At 68.7% G+C, this 20131-nt stretch carries 20 protein-coding genes; 6 read left to right on the plus strand and 14 right to left on the minus strand.

Annotated elements, in window-relative coordinates:
* Positions 1-179: 179 nt before the first annotated feature.
* The 3 genes from speE to KPB06_RS21670 all read left to right on the plus strand — a co-directional run bounded on the left by speE (position 180) and on the right by KPB06_RS21670 (position 2327).
* Positions 180-1037, plus strand: a complete 858-nt coding sequence (speE, locus tag KPB06_RS21660) for a polyamine aminopropyltransferase (RefSeq protein ID WP_059581005.1) — start codon at positions 180-182, stop codon at positions 1035-1037.
* Positions 1038-1125: 88 nt separating this feature from the next.
* On the plus strand, positions 1126-1542 hold the full coding sequence (locus tag KPB06_RS21665; protein ID WP_059581002.1) for a VOC family protein: 417 nt from the start codon (positions 1126-1128) through the stop codon (positions 1540-1542).
* 17 nt (positions 1543-1559) lie between these two features.
* Entirely contained in the window at positions 1560-2327 is a 768-nt protein-coding gene (locus KPB06_RS21670; RefSeq protein WP_059581201.1) for a 16S rRNA (uracil(1498)-N(3))-methyltransferase, read from the plus strand.
* 307 nt (positions 2328-2634) lie between these two features.
* Here KPB06_RS21670 and KPB06_RS21675 read toward each other — a convergent pair whose 3' ends face one another.
* The 3 genes from KPB06_RS21675 to KPB06_RS21685 all read right to left on the minus strand — a co-directional run bounded on the left by KPB06_RS21675 (position 2635) and on the right by KPB06_RS21685 (position 6363).
* Positions 2635-3198: a barstar family protein gene (locus tag KPB06_RS21675; RefSeq protein ID WP_059581000.1), complete on the minus strand. Its 564-nt coding sequence runs from the start codon at positions 3196-3198 to the stop codon at positions 2635-2637.
* A 16-nt stretch (positions 3199-3214) separates the two neighbouring features.
* Positions 3215-3646 carry a guanyl-specific ribonuclease gene (locus KPB06_RS21680; protein WP_060312627.1) on the minus strand — a complete coding sequence of 144 codons (432 nt, stop codon included), beginning with the start codon at positions 3644-3646 and terminating at the stop codon, positions 3215-3217.
* 374 nt (positions 3647-4020) lie between these two features.
* Positions 4021-6363: an NADP-dependent malic enzyme gene (locus KPB06_RS21685; RefSeq protein WP_319001459.1), complete on the minus strand. Its 2343-nt coding sequence runs from the start codon at positions 6361-6363 to the stop codon at positions 4021-4023.
* A gap of 134 nt (positions 6364-6497) precedes the next feature.
* On the opposite strand from KPB06_RS21685, the gene thiL reads away from it, so the two are divergent.
* The 3 genes from thiL to KPB06_RS21700 are packed head-to-tail and all read left to right on the plus strand — an operon-like array spanning position 6498 to position 8563.
* Positions 6498-7496, plus strand: a complete 999-nt coding sequence (gene thiL / locus KPB06_RS21690) for a thiamine-phosphate kinase (protein ID WP_059580993.1) — start codon at positions 6498-6500, stop codon at positions 7494-7496.
* A complete protein-coding gene (locus KPB06_RS21695; protein ID WP_059580990.1) occupies positions 7486-8031 on the plus strand; it encodes a phosphatidylglycerophosphatase A family protein in 546 nt (181 codons plus the stop codon). Before thiL ends, KPB06_RS21695 begins: the two co-directional genes overlap by 11 nt.
* Positions 8032-8062: 31 nt before the next feature.
* A complete protein-coding gene (locus KPB06_RS21700) occupies positions 8063-8563 on the plus strand; it encodes a CinA family protein (protein ID WP_059580979.1) in 501 nt (166 codons plus the stop codon).
* 33 nt (positions 8564-8596) lie between these two features.
* Here KPB06_RS21700 and KPB06_RS21705 read toward each other — a convergent pair whose 3' ends face one another.
* The 11 genes from KPB06_RS21705 to KPB06_RS21755 all read right to left on the minus strand — a co-directional run bounded on the left by KPB06_RS21705 (position 8597) and on the right by KPB06_RS21755 (position 19856).
* A complete protein-coding gene (locus KPB06_RS21705) occupies positions 8597-9655 on the minus strand; it encodes a hypothetical protein (protein ID WP_059580977.1) in 1059 nt (352 codons plus the stop codon).
* A gap of 198 nt (positions 9656-9853) precedes the next feature.
* Entirely contained in the window at positions 9854-10681 is an 828-nt protein-coding gene (gene pyrF / locus KPB06_RS21710) for an orotidine-5'-phosphate decarboxylase (protein WP_011544549.1), read from the minus strand.
* 39 nt (positions 10682-10720) lie between these two features.
* A complete protein-coding gene (locus KPB06_RS21715; RefSeq protein WP_059580975.1) occupies positions 10721-11782 on the minus strand; it encodes an aldose 1-epimerase in 1062 nt (353 codons plus the stop codon).
* Positions 11783-11831: 49 nt separating this feature from the next.
* Positions 11832-12641, minus strand: a complete 810-nt coding sequence (locus KPB06_RS21720; protein WP_059580973.1) for an SDR family NAD(P)-dependent oxidoreductase — start codon at positions 12639-12641, stop codon at positions 11832-11834.
* Positions 12642-12664: 23 nt separating this feature from the next.
* Positions 12665-13681 carry an L-arabinose ABC transporter permease AraH gene (gene araH / locus KPB06_RS21725; protein WP_059580970.1) on the minus strand — a complete coding sequence of 339 codons (1017 nt, stop codon included), beginning with the start codon at positions 13679-13681 and terminating at the stop codon, positions 12665-12667.
* 88 nt (positions 13682-13769) lie between these two features.
* The gene (gene araG / locus KPB06_RS21730) at positions 13770-15281 is read right to left on the minus strand and encodes an L-arabinose ABC transporter ATP-binding protein AraG (RefSeq protein ID WP_059580968.1); all 1512 of its coding nucleotides are present in this window, start codon (positions 15279-15281) and stop codon (positions 13770-13772) included.
* A gap of 67 nt (positions 15282-15348) precedes the next feature.
* Entirely contained in the window at positions 15349-16344 is a 996-nt protein-coding gene (locus KPB06_RS21735; RefSeq protein ID WP_059580965.1) for an arabinose ABC transporter substrate-binding protein, read from the minus strand.
* A gap of 111 nt (positions 16345-16455) precedes the next feature.
* Entirely contained in the window at positions 16456-17235 is a 780-nt protein-coding gene (locus KPB06_RS21740; protein WP_059581198.1) for an SDR family oxidoreductase, read from the minus strand.
* Positions 17235-17912, minus strand: coding sequence for a 2-dehydro-3-deoxy-6-phosphogalactonate aldolase (locus KPB06_RS21745; RefSeq protein ID WP_059580963.1), 678 nt, complete (start codon positions 17910-17912; stop codon positions 17235-17237). Before KPB06_RS21745 ends, KPB06_RS21740 begins: the two co-directional genes overlap by 1 nt.
* Before the next feature lie 22 nt (positions 17913-17934).
* Positions 17935-18960 carry a 2-dehydro-3-deoxygalactonokinase gene (locus tag KPB06_RS21750; RefSeq protein ID WP_059580960.1) on the minus strand — a complete coding sequence of 342 codons (1026 nt, stop codon included), beginning with the start codon at positions 18958-18960 and terminating at the stop codon, positions 17935-17937.
* Positions 18957-19856: an IclR family transcriptional regulator gene (locus KPB06_RS21755; protein WP_059580957.1), complete on the minus strand. Its 900-nt coding sequence runs from the start codon at positions 19854-19856 to the stop codon at positions 18957-18959. The genes KPB06_RS21750 and KPB06_RS21755 overlap by 4 nt, the downstream gene beginning before the upstream one ends.
* Positions 19857-20131 lie beyond the last annotated feature (275 nt).

Raw genomic sequence — 20131 nt, forward strand, 5'->3', positions numbered from 1 at the left:
CGGCGCCTGACGGACGCGAAGCGGACGGAGCCAACGGACGGGGCTGCAAAGCTCGTCATTTTAACAGATGGGCCGGCATTTCCCTTGTCGGCGCGTCGTGTTCCGGCACGGTTTTCCGCCAAACCGCCCGCCTCCTATAATTCAGGCGTCGGAACTGCCCGCCTCCCGCGGCCCCACCCGTGAGCACGACCCTTCTCTTCCATCCCACGCCCAACGCCGCCTACGGCTTCCCGAACGCGCGCCGGCTCGCGCACGTGGCGTCGCCGCACCAGCGCATCGAAGTGTGGGAAACGCCGCAACTCGGCCGCCTGTTCACGCTGGACGGCCGGCCGATGACGTCGGTCGGCGACGAGTACGTGTATCACGAGTGCATGACGCACCCGGCCGCGCTCGCGCATCCGGCGCCGAAGAAAGCGCTCGTGCTCGGCGGCGGCGACGGCGGCGCGGCGCGCCAGTTGCTCAAGCACGCGTGCATCGAACGGATCGTGATCGCCGAGCTCGACCACGAGGTGGTCGGGATGGCGCGCCGCTATCTCGACGACGTGCACCAGGGCGCGCTCGACGACCCGCGCGTCGAGGTCGTGATCGGCGACGCCGCGCACTTCGTCGATTCGACGGTCGAACATTTCGATCTCGTGGTGTTCGACCTCACGCCGCCCGATTCGCCGGCGGCCGGCCTCTATACGCGTGCGTTCTACGCGCGGCTCAAGCGAATCCTCACGCGCTGCGGCGCGATCTCGATGCATCTCGGCTCGCCGGTGTTCCATGCCGCGCGCATCGCCGCGCTGCTCGACGATCTGCGCGCGAGCTTCGCGGTCGTCGACCCACTGTCGGCGCACGTGCCGCTGTACGGCTCGCAGTGGCTGATGGCGATCGCGAGCGACACGCTCGATGCGGCCGCGCTGTTCGCGCACGACGTGGACGAACGGCTCGCGGCCCGCCGCGTCGACGGCTTGCGCTACTACGATGCGCGGCTGCATGCGTCCCTCTTTGCCCTGCCCCGCGCGCTGCGCGATACACTGGGCGTTCGCCGCTGAACCTCGGCACGCCGCGCAACGTTCCGTCGTTCCAGCATGAGACCGGCGCAGGCGCCGCGGCGCCGATACCGTGCAACAGGAGATCTTCATGACCGATCCACGTCCGGCCAACGTGCCTTGGTTGACGCCCTACCTGACCGTGCGCAACGCGCGCGCGGCCATCGAGTTCTTCCAGGCCGCATTCGGCTTCACGGTACGCGACGTGCACGACGAGGACGGCGCGATCATGCACGTCGAGATGGCCTATCGCGGCCAGTTGATCGTGATGTTCGCGCCCGAGGGCGCGTTCGGCTCGCCCGCGCTCACGCCGAAGCGCGCGAACGCCACCGCGCCGCAATCGTTCTATCTGTATGTCGACGACGTCGACGCCACCTGGCAGCGCGCGCTCGACGCGGGCGCGAAATCGCTGAGCGCGCCGCAGGATCAGTTCTGGGGCGACCGGTTCGCGCAGATCGAGGATCTCGACGGCTACCGCTGGGCGCTCGGGTGCCGTCTCGACGCATGACCGAAACCGCCACACGCATGAATGAAGCCACCACCACCGCGGCCGTGCCGCGCTTTTTCGTCGACGCCGCGCCGCGCGCCGATGCCCCGCTCGCATTGCCGGCCGACGTCGCGCGCCACGTGCAGGTGCTGCGCCTGCAGCCCGGCGACGCGCTCGCGCTGTTCGACGGCACGGGCGGCCAGTACCGCGCGCGGCTCGTCGAGGTCGACAAGCGCGGCGCGCTCGTGCAGGTCGATACGTTCGAGCCCGCCGAGGCCGAGCCGCCGTATCGCGTGACGCTCGCGCAGGGCATCGCCGGCGGCGACAAGATGGACTGGGTGATCGAGAAAGCCGTCGAGCTCGGCGTCGCGGCGGTCGTGCCGCTGTCGACCGCGCGCGGCGTCGTGAAGCTCGCCGGCGAACGGGCGGACAAGCGCGTCGCGCACTGGCGCGGCGTCGTGCGCGCGTCGTGCGAACAGTGCGGACGCAACCGCGTGCCCGACGTCGCGCCGGTGGCCGGCTTCCACGCATGGCTCGACGCGCTGCCGGCCGCGCCGGCCGACGGCGAACTGCGGCTGCTGCTGTCGCCGCGCGCGAGCATCCCGTTCGCGTCGCTGCCCGACGCGCCGCCCGCGGGCGCCGTCACGCTGCTGATCGGCCCGGAGGGCGGGCTGTCGCCGGACGAGGAAAATGCGGCCCGCGCACGCGGGTTCACCGCGTTGTCGCTCGGGCCGCGCGTGCTGCGTACCGAGACGGCCGGCGCGGCCGTGCTCGCGGCGCTGGCGGCACGCTGGGGCGGGTGGTGATCGGCGACCGCGAGCGATTCGCTCCGGCTCGACTTCAACGCGCGGATCGTCTCAGGTTCATTCCGCGGCGATGAATTGCGTTGTCGTGTACGAGACGATCCGTGCAAGCGCATGCTCGTCGCCGGCATCGCTGCAATGACGTGAAGTACGCCCATCGGGCGTACGGCGCACTCGCCGATTCAGTCGCCAGATGCACAAAAACCCGCGCAATGGCGGGTTTTCGAGACGCTGCGCACCGGATTCCGGTGCCGGCGGCGAACAACGACCGGAAGCTGCGACAACGCGGCGTGCCGGCCCGCCGACGCGCTTACGCGAACGAGTAGAACACGCGGAACGCGACCTTGCGCTCGGCCCAGAACTCGGCCGCCTCGCGGAACACGTCGAGCAGCGTTTCGCGCCCTTCCTTGTCGAATTTCTGCGCGATCGGCAACCCTTCGAGGACGATCACGAAACCAGGCTGCGCGCCGGCCTTCGCGACGAGATCGGTGAGGCAATCGTACAGCGCGTCGTAGTTCTTCCCGAAATGCTTCGGAAACAGGAACGAGGTCGCGATCGTTTCCATCACTTCCTGCTTCGACTGCGCGGCGCCGCAATACGCATACAGGAAATGCTGGCCGAGCCGACCGGCTTCGTCGGCGAGATCCTGCACGCGGAACGCGCGGATCGACTGCACGAGATTGGGTCGCACGGTCGTGAAAAGGCTCATAGGCTCCTCGTTCGATGAAAGCCCGGGCTCGGCTTCCTGTTGCTCCGGCGTGCCACCGGCCTGCGCCGCCGCGTGCAGCTGAATCACACGCTGAAACAGATTGCCGTCGCCGGCCGCGAACAGATCCGCCGCCGCCGTATCGTGCGCGTAGATGGAGTCGCTCATGCCATTCGTCCCGAAGTCATTCAACAATACGTTTAAAACTGTTGTAGTGGTCGCCCGTGTAATAACAGTTGTCGATCCGGCGCAACGGCCCGCCACAGACGATCCGGCGCGCGCCGCGATTGCGCGCACGCGGCGTCGGCACCGTGTACTCATGGTAGTAGCCGCGCTTCGCCTTCGGCAGGATCCGCTCGCGGTTGCCGAACACGACGCCGTCTTTCTCGTACGGATAGGGGCCGCCGGCGCTGATCAGGCCCAGCGTGGTCACGGCCTCGCGCGGAAGACTGGCAGTCGGGATCGTATCGAGCCCGCTGGCGGCCACGTCGGCCGGAACGGCCTCCCGTGCGTAAGCGGCGGAAACCAGACTGCCCGTCGGCGTGCCGACGATACCCATCGCGAACATCGCGAAGACGGACGCGAGCGCGCCGTTGCGGAGCCACTTGCGTGCCATGAACCAGGGTTCCCGCTGTTAAATCAAGTAGTTGACGACCAACAAAGGCGTTAGCGTAGCGTTATTGGCCGCGCGAATCAATGTCCGTTTGGGAATCGAAAGCCACGCGACGCCCCGAATTCCGCATTTTTACCGAAATTGCACTACATTTATCTTACATAGGATAAAATGCGTGCGGCATCTTTCGTATGGCAAGACCTGCCTCCTTGCCACACTCGCTACCCGGAGTGGAAAGATGCTGCTGTTGCTTATGGGAAGCGCGGTTGCGCCCTGCCCGCGGCGTGCCCCTTGCGGGCACGCCTCTTTTTGCCTTTGTTTACAATTTCGCCCGGCGCGCGGCCCCGGTTCGACCGGCGCCGCGCGTTCGTGTCGGCTCAGCGCGCGGCGTTGACGTCGGCCACCAGCAGCGCCGCCATGTTGACGATGCGACGAACGGTCGCCGATTCGGTCAGCACGTGCACCGGCTGCGCGGCGCCCAGCAGGATCGGCCCGATCGCGATGTTGTTGCCGGCGGCCGTCTTCAGCAGGTTGTACGCGATGTTCGCGGCGTCGATGTTCGGCAGGATCAGCAGGTTCGCTTCGCCTTCCAGCGTCGATTCCGGCAGGATCTCCTTGCGCAGCGCCGCGTCGAGCGCCACGTCGCCGTGCATTTCGCCGTCCACCTTCAGCTCCGGCGCGGTTTCCTGCAGGATCGCGAGCGTATCGCGCATCTTCTTCGCCGAAGGTGCGTTGCTCGTGCCGAAATTCGAGTGCGACACCAGCGCGACCTTCGGTTCGATGCCGAAGCGGCGCACTTCTTCGGCGGCCATGATCGTGATCTCGGCCAGCTCCTCCGGGGTCGGATCGACGTTCACGTGCGTATCGACGAGGAAAATCTGGCGGCCCGGCAGCACGAGGCCGTTCATCGCCGCGTACACGCTGCAGCCCGGGCGCTTGCCGATCACCTGGTCGATGAAGTGCAGGTGGCGGTGCGTGGTGCTGATCGTGCCGCAGATCATCCCGTCCGCTTCGCCCTTCTTCACCAGCATCGAGCCGATCAGCGTCGTCCGACGGCGCATTTCGACACGCGCGAGCTGCTCGCTGATGCCCTTGCGCGCCATCATCTTGTAGTACGTCTGCCAGAAGTCGCGGTAGCGCTCGTCGTGCTCGGTGTTGACGACCGTGAAATCGGTGCCCGGCGTCAGGCGCAGGCCGTAGCGCTGGATACGGTGCTCGATCACCGACGGGCGGCCGATCAGGATCGGCTTCGCGAGTTTTTCGTCGACGATGATCTGAACGGCGCGCAACACGCGCTCTTCCTCGCCTTCCGCGAACACCACGCGCTTCTTCTCTTCCGGCGCGGCGCGCGCGATCTGGAAGATCGGCTTCATCGTCGTGCCGCTGTGGTACACGAACTGCTGCAGGTGCTGCTTGTACGCGTCCATGTCCTCGATCGGGCGCGTCGCGACGCCGCCGTCCATCGCGGCCTGCGCGACGGCCGGTGCGATCTTCACGATCAGGCGCGGATCGAACGGCTTCGGAATCAGGTATTCGGGCCCGAACGACAGATCCTGGATGCCGTACGCGGTCGCGACGATGTCGCTCTGCTCGTGCTGCGCGAGCTCGGCGATCGCGTTCACGGCGGCGATCTCCATTTCGCGCGTGATCGTCGTCGCGCCGACGTCGAGCGCGCCGCGGAAGATGAACGGGAAGCACAGGACGTTGTTGACCTGGTTCGGGTAATCGGTGCGGCCGGTGGCCAGCACGGCGTCCGGGCGCACCTCGAGCGCGAGTTCCGGCAGGATTTCCGGCGTCGGGTTCGCGAGCGCGAGGATCAGCGGGCGCTCGGCCATGCCCTTCACCATCTCCTGCTTCAGCACGCCGGCGGCCGACAGGCCGAGGAAGATGTCCGCGCCGTCGATCACCTCGGCGAGCGTGCGGGCGTCGGTTTCGCGCGCGAAACGCTCCTTGTCCGGATCCATCAGCTCGGTGCGGCCCTTGTAGACCACGCCGGCCAGGTCGGTCACCGTGATGTTCTCGAGCGGCAGCCCGATGTCGACCAGCAGGTCCAGGCACGCGAGCGCGGCCGCGCCCGCGCCGGACGCGACGAGCTTGACCTTCTTGATGTCCTTGTTGACGACCTTCAGGCCGTTCGTGACGGCCGCGGCCACAACGATCGCGGTGCCGTGCTGGTCGTCGTGGAACACCGGAATCTTCATCCGCTTGCGCGCTTCGCGCTCGACGATGAAGCAGTCCGGCGCCTTGATGTCCTCGAGGTTGATCCCGCCGAAGGTCGGCTCCAGCGCGGCGATCACGTCGACGAGCTTGTGCGGGTCCGACTCGTTCAGCTCGATGTCGAACACGTCGATGCCCGCGAACTTCTTGAACAGCACGGCCTTGCCTTCCATCACCGGCTTCGACGCGAGCGGGCCGATGTTGCCGAGACCGAGCACCGCCGTGCCGTTCGTGACGACGCCGACCAGGTTGCTGCGCGCGGTGAAGCGCGCGGCGTTCAGCGGATTCTCGACGATCTCCTCGCACGCGAACGCCACGCCCGGCGAATACGCGAGCGCGAGGTCGCGCTGGTTGATCATCTGCTTGGTCGGGGCGATCGCGATTTTGCCGGGGGTCGGAAATTCGTGATAGTCGAGCGCGGCTTCGCGGAGCTTGGCTTTGGAGGAGGCTTGGGTAGACATGTGTCTCGTGACGGGCGGATTAGAATAACTGTTCGACGGCATTGTAGCGCCAATCACCGGCCGCCAGACCGGCGATTCGGGTGCGACAGTCGCGACAAAAATGAACTGGATGGTACAGGCGCGCCGCCGCCCGCCTCGTACAATGCCGCTCCTTCAACCGTTTCGGACCGCCCGCCGTGCCAGCCGCCCTCTCCGAGTTTTCGCTGATCGAACGCTTCTTCACGCGCCGCGCCGCCCGGGGCGCCCGCGCGTCGACGCTCGGCATCGGCGACGATTGCGCACTGATTGCGCCCCGATCCGGGAAATTGCTGGCCATTTCGACGGACATGCTGGTGGAAGGCCGCCACTTCTTTCCCGATGTCGCGCCCGACGCGCTGGGCCACAAGACGCTCGCGGTCAATTTGTCGGATCTCGCGGCGATGGGCGCCGAGCCGCGCGCGTTCACGCTCGCGTGCGCGCTGCCGCGCGCCGACGCGGCGTGGCTCGAAGCGTTCAGCAACGGGCTGTTCGCGCTGGCCGACCGATACGGCTGCGAGCTGATCGGCGGCGACACGACGAGCGGGCCACTGAACCTGTGCGTGACCGTGTTCGGCGAAGTCGCGCCCGACGCGGCGCTGCGGCGCGATGCCGCGCGCGACGGCGACGACGTATGGGTGTCCGGCACGCTCGGCGATGCGCGCGCGGGGCTCGGCGTCGCCCGCGGCGAATGGACCGCCGGCGCGCATGAAGCCGCCGCGTTCCGGCGCGCGCTCGAGCGGCCCGAACCGCGCGTCGCGCTCGGCCTGGCGCTCGCGGGCGTCGCGCACGCGGCGCTCGACCTGTCGGACGGCCTCGCCGGCGACCTCCAGCACATCCTGACGCGCTCGAACGTGCGCGCCGAGATCGACGCCGACGCGGTGCCGCGCTCGGTCGCGCTCGCGACGCTGCCGGCCGACGTGCAGCGCCGCTGCACGCTGGCGGGCGGCGACGATTACGAACTGTGCTTCACGGCGCCCGTCGCGGCCCGCGCGGCGGTCGAAGCGGCCGGCGCCGCGGCCGGCGTGCCGGTCACGCGAATCGGTACAATACGCGCGTTGTCCGCGCCGTCGGCCCAACCCGCCATCGCGTGGCGCGACGCCGCCGGCGCGCCCCTCGCTCTCACGTTGCACGGCTTCGACCACTTCCATGCAGACTGATCCGACGCCCGCGCACGCCGCGGCCGATTCCGGCGCCGCGCGGCCCGCGCCGACACGCGTGACGGCCCGCTTCATGCTGTCGCACCCCGCGCATATCGTGTCGCTCGGCTTCGGCAGCGGGCTCGCGCCGATCATGCCCGGCACGTTCGGCTCGCTGTTCGGCTGGCTCACGTTCGTCGTGCTCAACCGCTACCTGACGGTGCCCGAATGGTGGGCGCTGATCGCCGTCGGCTTCGCGGCCGGCACGTGGATCACCGGTTTCACCGCGAAGCAGGCCGGCGTGTCCGATCCGGGCGCCGTCGTCTGGGACGAGATCGTCGCGATCTGGCTCGTGATGCTGTTCGTCACGCCGGCGACCTTCGTCGGCCAGCTATGGGCGTTCGTCGCGTTCCGCTTCTTCGACATGCTCAAGCCGCCGCCGATCCGCTACTTCGACCGCCGCCTGAAAGGCGGGCTCGGCATCATGGTCGACGACCTCGTCGCCGCGTTCATGACGCTGCTCGTGATCGCGCTGTGGCGCTCCGTCGCCGGCTGACCGATTTCCCGACTCCCGTTTCCCGACGCGCATGCCAACCGATTCCGTCGTCCATCAGCTTGCGATCCGCGCAGGCAACAAGCTGCGTGACGAGCACCTCACGCTCGCCACCGCCGAATCCTGCACCGGCGGGATGATCGCCACGGCGATCACCGACATTTCCGGCAGCAGCCAGTGGTTCGAGCGCGGCTTCGTCACGTACTCGAACCAGGCCAAGATCGAGATGATCGGCGTGCCGCCCGACCTGATCGACAAGCACGGCGCCGTCAGCGAGCCCGTCGCGCGCGCGATGGCCGAAGGCGCGCTGCGCAACAGCCGCGCGCAGGTCGCGCTGTCCGTCACCGGCATCGCGGGCCCGGCCGGCGGCAGCGAGAAGAAGCCGGTCGGCACCGTGTCGTTCGGCTGGAGCAACCGGCTGCATACCGACGTCGAGACGCGCGTGTTCAAGGGCGACCGCGAACAGATCCGCACGCAGGCGGCCGCGCATGCGCTGCGCGGGCTGCTGAAGCTGCTCGACGAACACGAAGGCTGAGCGGCCCGGGCGCGCGTGGCGCGCCGCGCCCGCTTATTGGATCGCGTCGGGCTTCACGACGATCCAGTTCTTGTCCGCCGTCACCGGCAGGCCGAGCGCCTTCTGCTTCGCGGCCGATTCGTCCGACCACGCGCGGATCTGCGTCATCTGCTTGTCCTTCTTGTTGACCCACACGCGCACGCCGCCGCGCGCGACGTCGGTCGCGTTCAGCAGCATGTAGCCGTCGGAGCTCGGCGTGTCGCCCGCGACGAGCACCGGCTTCTTCCACTGGTCGATCCAGCCGACGATCGAACCGAGCTTGCCTTCGTACCACGTCATCGGGTTCATCAGGAACGGCGTGATCACGAGGTTGCGGTTCGCGGCCTCGTCGTACTTGCCGGCCTTGATCTGCAGCCGCGACGTGGTCAGCGCGCCGGTGGCCGGGTCGCGCAGCAGCGTCGTCACGCCGATCACGTTCTGCGGCTTCACGTTGTAGCCGTACTTCGGGTCGGACAGCACGAGCCGCGCGAGTTCCTCGTGCGCGGCCGTCATCACGTAGACGTCGATGCCGTTCTCGCGCAGCGCGTTGTACAGCTCCTGCATCCCGCGGAAGAAGCGCGGCGGATTCACCGTGCCGTCGACCACCTTGTCGCCCTGCCAGTAGCGGATCGGGATCGGCTTGCCGTCGGCGAGCATCGCGTCGACGTGGCGCTTCAGGCTGGCGAGCGACTGCCCGGCGAACGCCTGCGCGATCCACGGATAGCAGACCAGATCGTCGATCTCGCACAACCGGTAGTAGTAGCTCGTCAGCGATTCCTTGTAGTCGGCGGAATCCTTGAACGGGATCAGCTTCAGCGACGGGTCGAGCGAGTCGCGCGTCAGCACGCCGTGGTTCTCGAGATACGGCAGCAGCGATTCCTCGAGGTCGTAGCGGTAGGTCGTGTTGTCGGCGTCGAACACCGCGTAGTCGCCGCGGTTCGCGTGCGCGGCGATCATCGCGTTCAGCGCTTTCGCGCTGTCGGCCGGCCAGTGCGACAGGTCCGCCGCATGGGCGAACGTCATGCACAGCGACGCGGCGAACGCGCTCAGAAGACGGCGGGACAGCTTGGGCATGGCGTCGCTCCCTTCTTTGACATTTTTGTGACGGATCGATGACAAGCGGCAGCATCGCGCGAATAAACTGCGCGTATGCGATACGGAAGCGACGGAAAATTGTTCGCGTGCGCCAGGACGGCGAATACACGATGAAGGCGCGCGGCCCGCGAACGCGGGCGCGGCGGTCGAAGGCCGCCCGAGCGGGCGGCCGGTATTTCAGCGATGCGCGTTGATCGTGTCGCGCGTCTTCTGCGCGGCGAGCGCCGCGGCTTCGGCGAAATCCTCGCCCTTGCTCGCATACAGGATCGCGCGCGACGAGTTGATCATCATCCCGGTGCCGTCGGCCGTGCGGCCCGCGTTGACGGTCGCCTGCACGTCGCCGCCCTGCGCGCCGATGCCGGGGATCAGGAGCGGCATGTCGCCGACGATCCCGCGCACGATCTCGATTTCCTTCGGGAACGTCGCGCCGACCACGAGGCCGAGCTGGCCGTTCCTCGCGTTCCACTTGTTCGCCGCGAGATCGGCCACGACCTGATACAGCGGCCGCCCGTTCGTATCGAGGAACTGCAGGTCCGAGCCGCCCGGGTTCGACGTGCGGCACAGCACGATCACGCCCTTGCCTTCATGCTCGAAGTACGGCTCGACCGAGTCGTAGCCCATGTACGGGTTCACCGTGACGGCGTCCGCGCGATAGCGCTCGAACGCCTCGCGCGCGTACTGCTCGGCCGTGCTGCCGATGTCGCCGCGCTTCGCGTCGAGGATCACCGGCAGGCCCGGATGCTGGAGATGGATGTGCGCGATCAGCCGCTCGAGCTGGTCTTCCGCGCGATGCGCGGCGAAGTACGCGATCTGCGGCTTGAACGCGCTCGCATACGGCGCGGTCGCGTCGACGATCTGCCGGCAGAATTCGAAGATCGCGTCGGGCTGGCCGTCGAACTGCACGGGAAAGCGCGACGGCTCGGGATCGAGGCCGACGCACAGCAGCGAATTCGTGCGCTGCCACGCGGCGCGCAGCGATTCGATGAAAGTAAGCGGGGAAGACATGGCGGATACTCGCGGCAAACCGTTGGTAGACCGCGTATTTTACCCGCGTCGCCGCGCTGCCTCGCGTGTCGCGCCATTGCCGCGCGCATCGGCGCGCTCGACGGTGAACGCGAAGCGCCGCGTGAGCCGCTCGCCGGGCGCGAGCAGCGTCATCCCGTGCGCGGCCGCGCCGCCCGGCAGGTTCACCGCATTGATCGGATGATCGACCGGCTCGAAGCAGAAGAAATCCTCGCCCGGCGGCGTATAGAGCACGTACGCGTCGGCGTCGGCCGCGACGGTCAGCGACAGCCGGCGGCGCGGCCAGCTCACCGTCGCGTGGCCGCCCCAGCCGGTGAACGCGTGATTGACGAGCGTGGCCGGCAGCGGATACGCGACGCCGAACTGCCAGGCCGGCGGCACGCTGACGTGCCGCACCGGCAGGAAATCGGCGCCCGACAGCCACAGGCCGCCCGCCGCCGCGGCCAGCTCGGTCTCCGTATCGCGCACGAGGAACGGATGCACGCCGAGCCCGAACGGCAGCCGCGCGCGGCCCGCGTTCTCGATCGTCAGCGCGATCGACAGCGTCGCGTCGTCGAGTTCGAACGACTGGATCGCGCGGAACGCATACGGCGCGCCGGCCGCACGATCGAGCGACAGTTGCAGCGACGTGTCGGTCGCATCGTCCACCTGCCACGGCGCGAGCCAGCCGTCGCCGTGGATCGGCAGCGGCTCGTCGCGGCGGTTGCGCGGCACCGCGACCTTGCGCCCGTCGCATTCGAAGCGCCCGCCGCCGATCCGGTTCGAGTACGGCAGCAGCGGGTAGCACGCGAGCTCGTTCGGGTCCGTCACCGTCTCTGGGTGCTCGCAACGGCGGAACACCGGCATCAGCGCGCCGTTGTCGCCGCGCCAGTCGAAGCGCGCGATGCCGCCGCCGAGGTGCGGCAGCACGTCGAGCCGCAGCGACGCGTTCGACAGCGTGACGGCCGCCGCATGCGCGGCGCCGACGCCCTGCGCGAACACGGCCGTCTGCGGGCCGGGGCTGACCGGCTGGGCGGCGGCGGCCAGGCGCGCGCGGCGCGACTGGCTGGCGGACGACGATGCGCGCGAGGACGTGGCGGTCATGGTGAGCTCCTTTCCTTCGTCGAAGAAACGATGCAGGTCGTGCGAACGATCAGGCCCAGCCGCCGTCGACGATCACGTCCTGCGCGGTGATCATCCGGCTGTCGTCGGCCGCGAGAAACAGCGCCATCCGTGCGAGGTCGGCCGGCAGCAGTTCGGCGTCGATGCACTGGCCGGCCTTGATCGCCGCGCGGCCTGCGTCGTCGAGCCACAGCCGGCGCTGCTTGTCGGTCATCACCCAGCCGGGCACCAGCGAATTCACGCGGATGCCGAACGGGCCGAGATCGCGTGCGAGGCCGCGCGTCAGGCCCTGCACGGCCGCCTTCGCCATCACGTAGACGGGATAGCCGCCGTTCTTCAGCATCCAGCTGATCGAGCCGAGATTGACGATCGAGCCGCCGCCCTGCCGCTTCATGTCGTCGATCACCGCCTGCGCGGCGAAGAACTGGTGACGCAGGTTCACCGCGATGCCGGCATCGAACGACGCCGGCGTCACGTCGCCGATCGCATGGCGCGTGTCGTTCGCCGCATTGTTCACGAGCACCGCGATCGCGCCGATGCGCGCGCGGATCGCGTCGATCGCCCGGCGCAGCGCGTCGATGTCGGTCAGGTCGCAGGACAGGAACAGCGGCGCATGGCGCACGTGCGCGAGGCGTTCGGCCAGCGCGGCGCCGGCCGCCGCGTCGAGGTCGACGAACGCGACGCGCGCGCCCTGTTCGGCGAAGTGCTCGACGAACGACGCGCCGATGCCGGTCGCGCCGCCCGTGATCAGCACCGCGCGATCCTCGAGGCTCGGGTAGCGCGCATAGCGCGCGTCGCTCGCCGCCGCGTGCGTGCCCTGCGCTGATGGGTCGATGGTCATGCGTGTCGTCTCCGTGGATTCGGTCAGTCGCGTACGCCGCGGTTCTTCAACTGGTCGAGCAGCACGGCCGCGAGCAGGATCGCGCCGCGCACGAGGTACTGGTAGAACGCGTCGATGTTCAGCAGGTTCATCACGTTCTCGACGGTGCCCATGATCAGCACGCCGATCACGACGCCCGAGATCGTCGCGCGGCCGCCCATCAGCGACACGCCGCCGAGCACGCACGCGGAAATCACGTTCAGCTCGAAGCCCTGCGCGGCGTTCGGCTGGCCCGACGTGATGCGCGACGCGAGGATCACGCCCGCGAGCGCCGTCACCGCGCCCTGGATCAGGAAGATGTACACGCGCGTGCGTTCGACGTTGATCCCCGCGAGCCGCGACGCCTCCGGATTGCCGCCGATCGCGAGCGTGTTGCGGCCATAGATGGTCTGGTTCAGCAGCACGCCGAACCCGATGAAGCACAGCAGCGTGACCCAGATCGGCAGCGACACGCCGAACATCGACAGCCCGCCGAGCGCGATGAAGGTGTCCGACGACACGCCGACCGCCTGCCCCTTCGACACGATGAAGCCGAGCCCGCGCACGATCTCCATCGTCGCGAGCGTCGTGATCAGCGCGTTGATGCGCAGGTACGCGATCACCGCGCCGTTCACGAAGCCGATCGCGGCGCCGGCCGCGACCGCGGCGACGATCGCGACGAACGTGTTGTCGGTCGCGTTCAGCACCATCGCGCACAGCACGCCGGAGAACGCGACGGTCGAGCCGATCGACAGGTCGAAGTCGCGCGACGCGAGACAGAACATCATCGTGCACGCGACCATGCCGATCTGCGAGATCGACAGCGCGAGGCCCAGCATGTTGTCGATCGAGAAGAAGTGATCGACGGTCAGCGACATCGTGATGAACATCACCGCGAAGATCGCGATCAGGCTGTATTCGGTCAGATGCTGCCACCACTTCTGGCGGTCGCTCTGCTGCGGAACCAGCGCGTCGGCCGACGGCTTCACGGCGGCGCTGGCAAGGTTTTCGTTGGCTTGCATGGTGTGTCTCCTGCTCCTGCATCGCGCGGCCCGCGCCGCGCGTGTTCGATTCGATTGTCCCGGGCTTGTCCGGACGTAGCCGGCCGCGTCAGGCCGCCTCGGCCGCGCTCGTCTGCGGCAGCGCGAGGTTCAGCACCGCGTGCTCGTTCGCGTCGGCGCGCGCCAGCTCGCCGGCGATCCGCCCTTCGCGCATCACGACGATGCGGTCGGACACGCCGAGCACTTCCGGCAGCTCCGACGACACCATCACGATCGCGCAGCCGCGCTCCGCGAGCCGGTAGATCACGTCGTAGATCTCGTGCTTCGCGCCGACGTCGATCCCGCGCGTCGGCTCGTCGAGGATCACGACCTTCAGGTCGGGCTCCGCGAGCCAGCGCGACAGGATCGCCTTCTGCTGGTTGCCGCCCGACAGGAAGCGGATCTTCTGGCGCCGGTTCGGCGTCTTGATCTTCAGCCGCTGGATGAAGCGGTCGGCCGTTTCGCTTTCGGTCTTGCCGTTGATGAAGAGCCCCGCACGCAGCGAATGGCGGCGGCAACTGATGTTGATGTTCTCCGCGACCGACGCGATCGCGATGATTCCTTCTTCCTTGCGGTCCTCCGGGCACAGCACGATGCCGTGGCGGATCGCGTCGCCGGTGCGCTTCACGTCGATGCGCTGGCCGTCGAGCGTCAGCACGCCGGCGCGCCGGCGGTCCGCGCCGTACACGAGCCGCATCAGCTCGCTGCGGCCGGCGCCGACGAGCCCGAAGAAGCCGACGATCTCGCCCGCGCGCACCGAGAAGCTCGCCGGTTCGCGCAATGCCGGGCCGTCGACGCCTTCGGCGGAAAACCGCACGTCGCCGAGCGCGCGCGGCGCGTAATGGTAGATGTCGGCGATCTCGCGCCCGACCATCTCGGCGACGAGCCGCTCGCGCGGCACGTCGGCCAGCGCCTCGTGCGACGCGATCTTGCGCCCGTCGCGGAAGATCGTGCACGCGTCGCACAGCCGGTAGATCTCGTCCATCCGGTGCGAGATGTAGATCAGCGCACGGCCCTGCGCGCGCAGATCGTCGACCAGCTTGAACAGCACTTCCGTCTCGCGATGCGACAGCGAGCTCGTCGGTTCGTCGAGCGCGATCACGCGTGCATTGCGCATCAGCGCCTTGCAGATCTCGACCATCTGCCGCTGCGCGATCGACAGCCGCCCGAGCCGCGCGTCGGGGTCCAGATCGACGCCCATCTCGGCGAGCCGCTCGCGCACGTAACGCTTCGCCTCGCGCTTCCTGACCCAGCCGAACGCATTCGGCAAGCGGCCGAGCAGCAGGTTTTCCGCGACCGTCAAATCGGGCACGTACTGCAATTCCTGGTGAATCACCGCGATGCCGGCCGCGATCGACGCGGCCGCATTCGCGAACTGCACGGGCTGGCCGTCGACCAGCACGCTGCCCGCGTCGGGCTGGTATTCGCCGCCGAGAATCTTCAACAGCGTCGACTTGCCCGCGCCGTTCTCGCCCATCAGGCCATGCACCTCGCCCGCATGCACGTCGAACGAAATGCCGTCGAGTGCGCGCACGCCGGGAAATACCTTGCCGATATTGTCAAAACGCAGTGCCGCTGACACGTCGTCTCCCCACTTCCGGATCCATCGACCGCCGGCCGCCGCGTCGCCGCGGCAGCCGGCGGGCCGCTTACTTCGATGCGAGCCCCATCTCCTCGCGCACCTTCGACACGTTCTCGCGCGTCGCGAGCATGCCCGTCGTCAGCGTCAGCGGCGGCGGCGCCTTGCCCTGCGTGATCCACGCGTACATCAGGTCCGAGGTTTCCTCGCCGTGGCGCTTCGGGCTGATGATCACGGTGCCGTAGAAGCCCGTCGGCTGCGGCTTCTTGAACTCGTTCAACGCCGAATCGGAACCGCCGATGCCGATGCCGATCATGTTGTCGGCCTTGAAGCCGCGCCCTTCGGCCGCGCGCACCGCGCCGAGCACGGCCTCGTCGTTCAGGCCGTACGCGACCCAGTGCTTGAACTGCGGGTTCTTCGTGAGCGCGATGTTCGCCGCGTTGAACGCGTTCTCGGTATCGGTCTTCGCCTGCGGCGCCGCGATCACGTTCGCCTTCGGGAAGCCGGCGGCCACCAGCGCGTCGGTCGCGCCGCTCGTGCGGTCGTGCGCGGTCGGCAACTGCTCGTAGGTGATGTCGATCGCACCGACGTCCTTCATGTCCCAGCCGCGCTTCTTGATCTCGGCCGCGATGCCGTCGCCGACCTGCTTGCCGATGTTGTATGCGGAAATCCCCATGTGCGGCACCGACTCGATCGGCTTGCCCGCGCCGTCGACGAGGCGGTCGTCGACCGTCATCATCTTCAGGTTGTGCGACTTCGCCTTCGCGACGATGCCCGGCCCGAGCTTCACGTCGGGCGTGCAGATGATGAAGCCCTGCGCCTTCTGCGCGGACAGGTTGTCGATCGCGCTCATCACCTTCTCGCCGGACGGCGCGCCGATCTTCACGAGCGTGAAGCCCTTCTGCTTCGCGGCGATCTCGGCGAATTTCCACTCGTCCTGGAACCACGGCTCTTCCGGCTGCTTCACCAGGAAGCCGATCTTGACCGGGTCGGCCGCGTGCGCGACCGGGCTGCCCATCACCACCGCGGCCGCGGCGGCCAGCGTTACGAACGTTCTGCGTTTCATCTCCAGTGTCTCCTTGTTTTCATCGAACAGGATGCAGCCGCTTGTTGGTTTCGACGCAGCGTGCGCGCGGCCGTCGCACGTGCGGTCTTTCGAATCGTTACGTCAGTCGTGTCAGTCGTGATACAGCGCCGCGCGCCCGCCATCGACGGTGATGCACGCGGCGTTGATGAACGGCGCCTCGTCGGACGCCAGGAACACGGCCGTCATCGCGACCTCCTCCGGTTTCCCGATCCGCTTCATCGGCTGCAGCGCGAGCGTCTCGGCGCGCGCGGCGGCCGGATCGGGCTGCGCGTCCCACCAGTCGCGCGTCAGTTGCGTCTCGATGTAGCCCGGCGCGATCGCGTTCACGCGCACGTTGCGCGCCGCGTATTCGATGCCGAGCGCACGCGTGAGACCGAGCACGCCGTGCTTCGCGACCGGGTATGGAAAGCAGCCCGGAATGATCCTGAATGCATGCGTCGACGCGATGTTCACGATGCTGCCGCGGCCGCGCTCGACCATGCCCTCCAGCGCCGCGCGGCAGCCGTGCCACACGCCGTCGAGATCGACCGCGAAGCAGCGGCGCCAGTCGTCGTCGGTCATCGTCAGCGGATCGGCGAACACGTTGATGCCCGCGTTGTTCACGAGCACGTCGAGCGGGCCGAACGCCGCTTCCGTCCGCGCGAGCGCATCGCGCACCGCCTGTTGCCGCGCGACGTCCGCCTGCAGCGGCAGCACGCGCGCGCCGTCGCATTCGTGTGCGATCGCGGCGGCCGTGTGCTGCGCCTGCGGGAAGTCGAGATCGACGAGCGCGACGGCCGCGCCTTCGCGCACGAACGCACGCGCGATCGCGGCGCCGATGCCGCGGCCCGCGCCCGTCACCATCGCGACCTTGCCCGTGAGGCGGCCCATCATGCGGCTCCGCCGCGCGCCGCGCGCAAGCCGGCCTGGAACGCGCGCGCATTCACCGCGGTCGTATCCGCCGACTGGCCGGGACGGTACAGCGCCGAGCCGAGCCCGAAACCGTTCGCGCCGGCGTCGAGGAACGGCCGCATGTTGTCCGGTGCGATCCCTCCGACCGGAACCAGCGGCACCGCACGGTCGATCACCGCGCGCCACGCCTTCACGACCGTCACGCCGAGCTGCTCGGCCGGGAACATCTTCAGCACGTCGGCGCCGTTCGTCAGCGCCGCGAATGCTTCGGTCGGCGTTGCGACGCCCGGCGCGCTCGCCAGCCCGCGCTCGCGGGCGCGGCGGATCACGGCCGCGTCGCTGTGCGGCATCACGATCAGCGCGCCGCCCGCGTCCTGCACGCGGTCGACGTACTCGGCGCGCAACACCGTGCCCGCGCCGACGATCATGTCGTCGGGCAACGCGCGCCGCAGCGCCGCGATGCTGTCGAACGGCTCCGGCGAGTTCAGCGGCACCTCGACGATCCGGAAGCCGGCTTCGTAGAGCGCGCGGCCGTGGTCGGCCGCTTCCGCGGGCGTGATGCCACGCATGATCGCGATCAGCGGGCACGCATCGAACGCGCGCATCAGGGCGGCGTGGGGCGTGTACGGCGCGGGCAATGTCAGGTCGGACGGCATCGAGGATTCCTCTGCAAGCAGTTCATTGGTCGGCGCAGACGGGCTCGCCGTCCGCGCGCACGAGCCCGGCGCGCGACGCGATCCGCCACAGGCCGCGCTCGGTCGCCTGCGCGGCGACACGCGCATGCGCATGGCCGAATACCTGCAGCGCATCGACGTAGCGCGAACACAGGCCGCCGTCGCCGATCAGCAGCAGCGGCTGGTCCGCGAGCGCGATGCCGCGCTCCGCGAGCATCGCGTCGAGCGCATTGAGCTCATGGCCGATCAGCAGGCCGGACAGGTAGTCGCCCTGCGCATCGGGCGCGAGCCGGTCGGTCAGGCCGAGCGTGCGCGTGCTGAAAATCGTCGCGAGCAGCCCCGTGTGCCGCGCGCCGCGCGCGACCGCCACGCCGCGCACGAACGCGCCACGGTCGGGCGACGCACCCGCGCGCATCGTGCGGCCGAGGATCGTGTGATCGCGCAGCACCGCGAACAGCTCGCCGGTCATGAAGGTCTGGAAGCGTTCGATCAGCCCGTCCTTCACCCACGCCCATTTCGCATGCGTTCCCGGCAAGCCGATCAGTACGCCTGAACGATCGGCGCCAAGCGTGGGATCGCTCGCGAGCGCGCCGACGATCTGCGTTTCTTCGCCGCGCATCACGTCGGGCAAGTCGCCCGTCGCGATCACGCCCGGCACGATCGAGACTGTCGCGCCGCGCGCCGTCGTCACCGTGATGAGGCCCGCGACGAGCGCGTCGGCGCCGGCCGGCACCGCGACGTACGGCGCTTCGCGCCAGCCCTGCGCGCTGCCGACCATCCCGGCGGCGAGCACCGGCAGGCCGGGCGTGCGGTCGAGCCAGTCGCCGCACGCTTCCTCGAACACCGCGTCGAACGCACGCGCGCCGCCACCCGGCACGTGCATCACGCCGGCCGCCCGGCTGCGCGTGTCGATCGGCACACCGTGCGCGTCGTACAGATAGGCGCGCAGCGACGTGGTGCCCCAGTCGAGCGCGATCAGCGACGGGGCGGCGGAACAGGCATCCGGAACGGGCCGGGTCGAAGTCGTCATCGTTTGATCCTGCGGGTACCCTGCGGCGGGCTCCAGCCCAGTTCCGCGGAAATGGCTCGCGCTTCGCGCTGCACGAGCGGAATCAGTTCGTCCATCCGGTCGTGCGGCATGTACGGAATCGTGCTCGCGACCGACACCGCCGCGACGATCGCGCCCGACGCGTCGCGGATCGGCGCGGCCACGCAGCGGATCGACGCCTCGTTTTCCTCGAGGTCGAACGTATAGCCGCCGGCCGCGTAATGGGCCATGCGCTGCAGGAACGCATTCGTCTCGGGCCGGTTGTCGGGCTTGAAGTTGACGCCGGCCAGCGCGCGCCGCGCGGCTTCGAACAGCGAGCGCCACAGCTCGGGATCGAGGTCGAGCATCATCGCCTTGCCGATGCCGGTCGATGCGAGCGGCATCCGGTGGCCGACGCGCGAGCGCATCTCGAGGCCGCGCGTGCCGGGAATCTTGTCGATGTACAGCACGTCGTCGCCGTCGCGCACGCCGAGATGGATCGTATCGAGCGTCGCTTCCGCGAGCGCCTCCAGATGCGGACGCGCCACCGCGGTGAGCGGCATCTGTTCGAGCGCGATCGTGCCGAGCTCGATCAGCTTCGGGCCGAGCAGGTAGCCGCCCTGCACCTGGCGCAGATAGCGCGCCTGCACGAGGCTGCTGACGAGGCGATGCGTCGTGCTGCGCGTCGTGCCGAGCGCGGCGCCGATCGCACGCATGTCGCGCGCGCCGTTCGCGATCGCCTCGAGGATCGCGAGGCCGCGCAGCAGCGTCTGCGTGCCGGCCTGCTGCGCGGCGAGGTCGAGCGGCGTGCTGGTCGCGCCGATGCTGTCGGTCAGCGACGGTTCGGCCGGCATCGCGCGCCGGGCGTCGAGGGCAAGGGAGTCTGGCATCTTGGTCATGGGGCGGGGCTTCTTCAACGGAATCGGTGAAGCCGCTCGCGCGGCGCCGGAACTGCGTCCCGTGCTGCGGCGTGGCGGCGGTCGATGCACCGAGTAAAGCGCCCGGCGAACTTCATGGAAGGTGTCTCCGTGTGCGACGGGCGCCGCGCGATGCGTGGGTCCGAAGCTGTCGATGTGCTTCGGATTGTAGGAGCGCACGCACTCGGCTCCAATATTTGAATGCGTTGTCCAGATAATGAGAATTCAGGCGAGATCGACTCGGGGGCTCGCGCAAC

This window comes from Burkholderia semiarida (assembly GCF_029268935.1).
Taxonomy (GTDB): Bacteria; Pseudomonadota; Gammaproteobacteria; order Burkholderiales; family Burkholderiaceae; genus Burkholderia; species Burkholderia semiarida.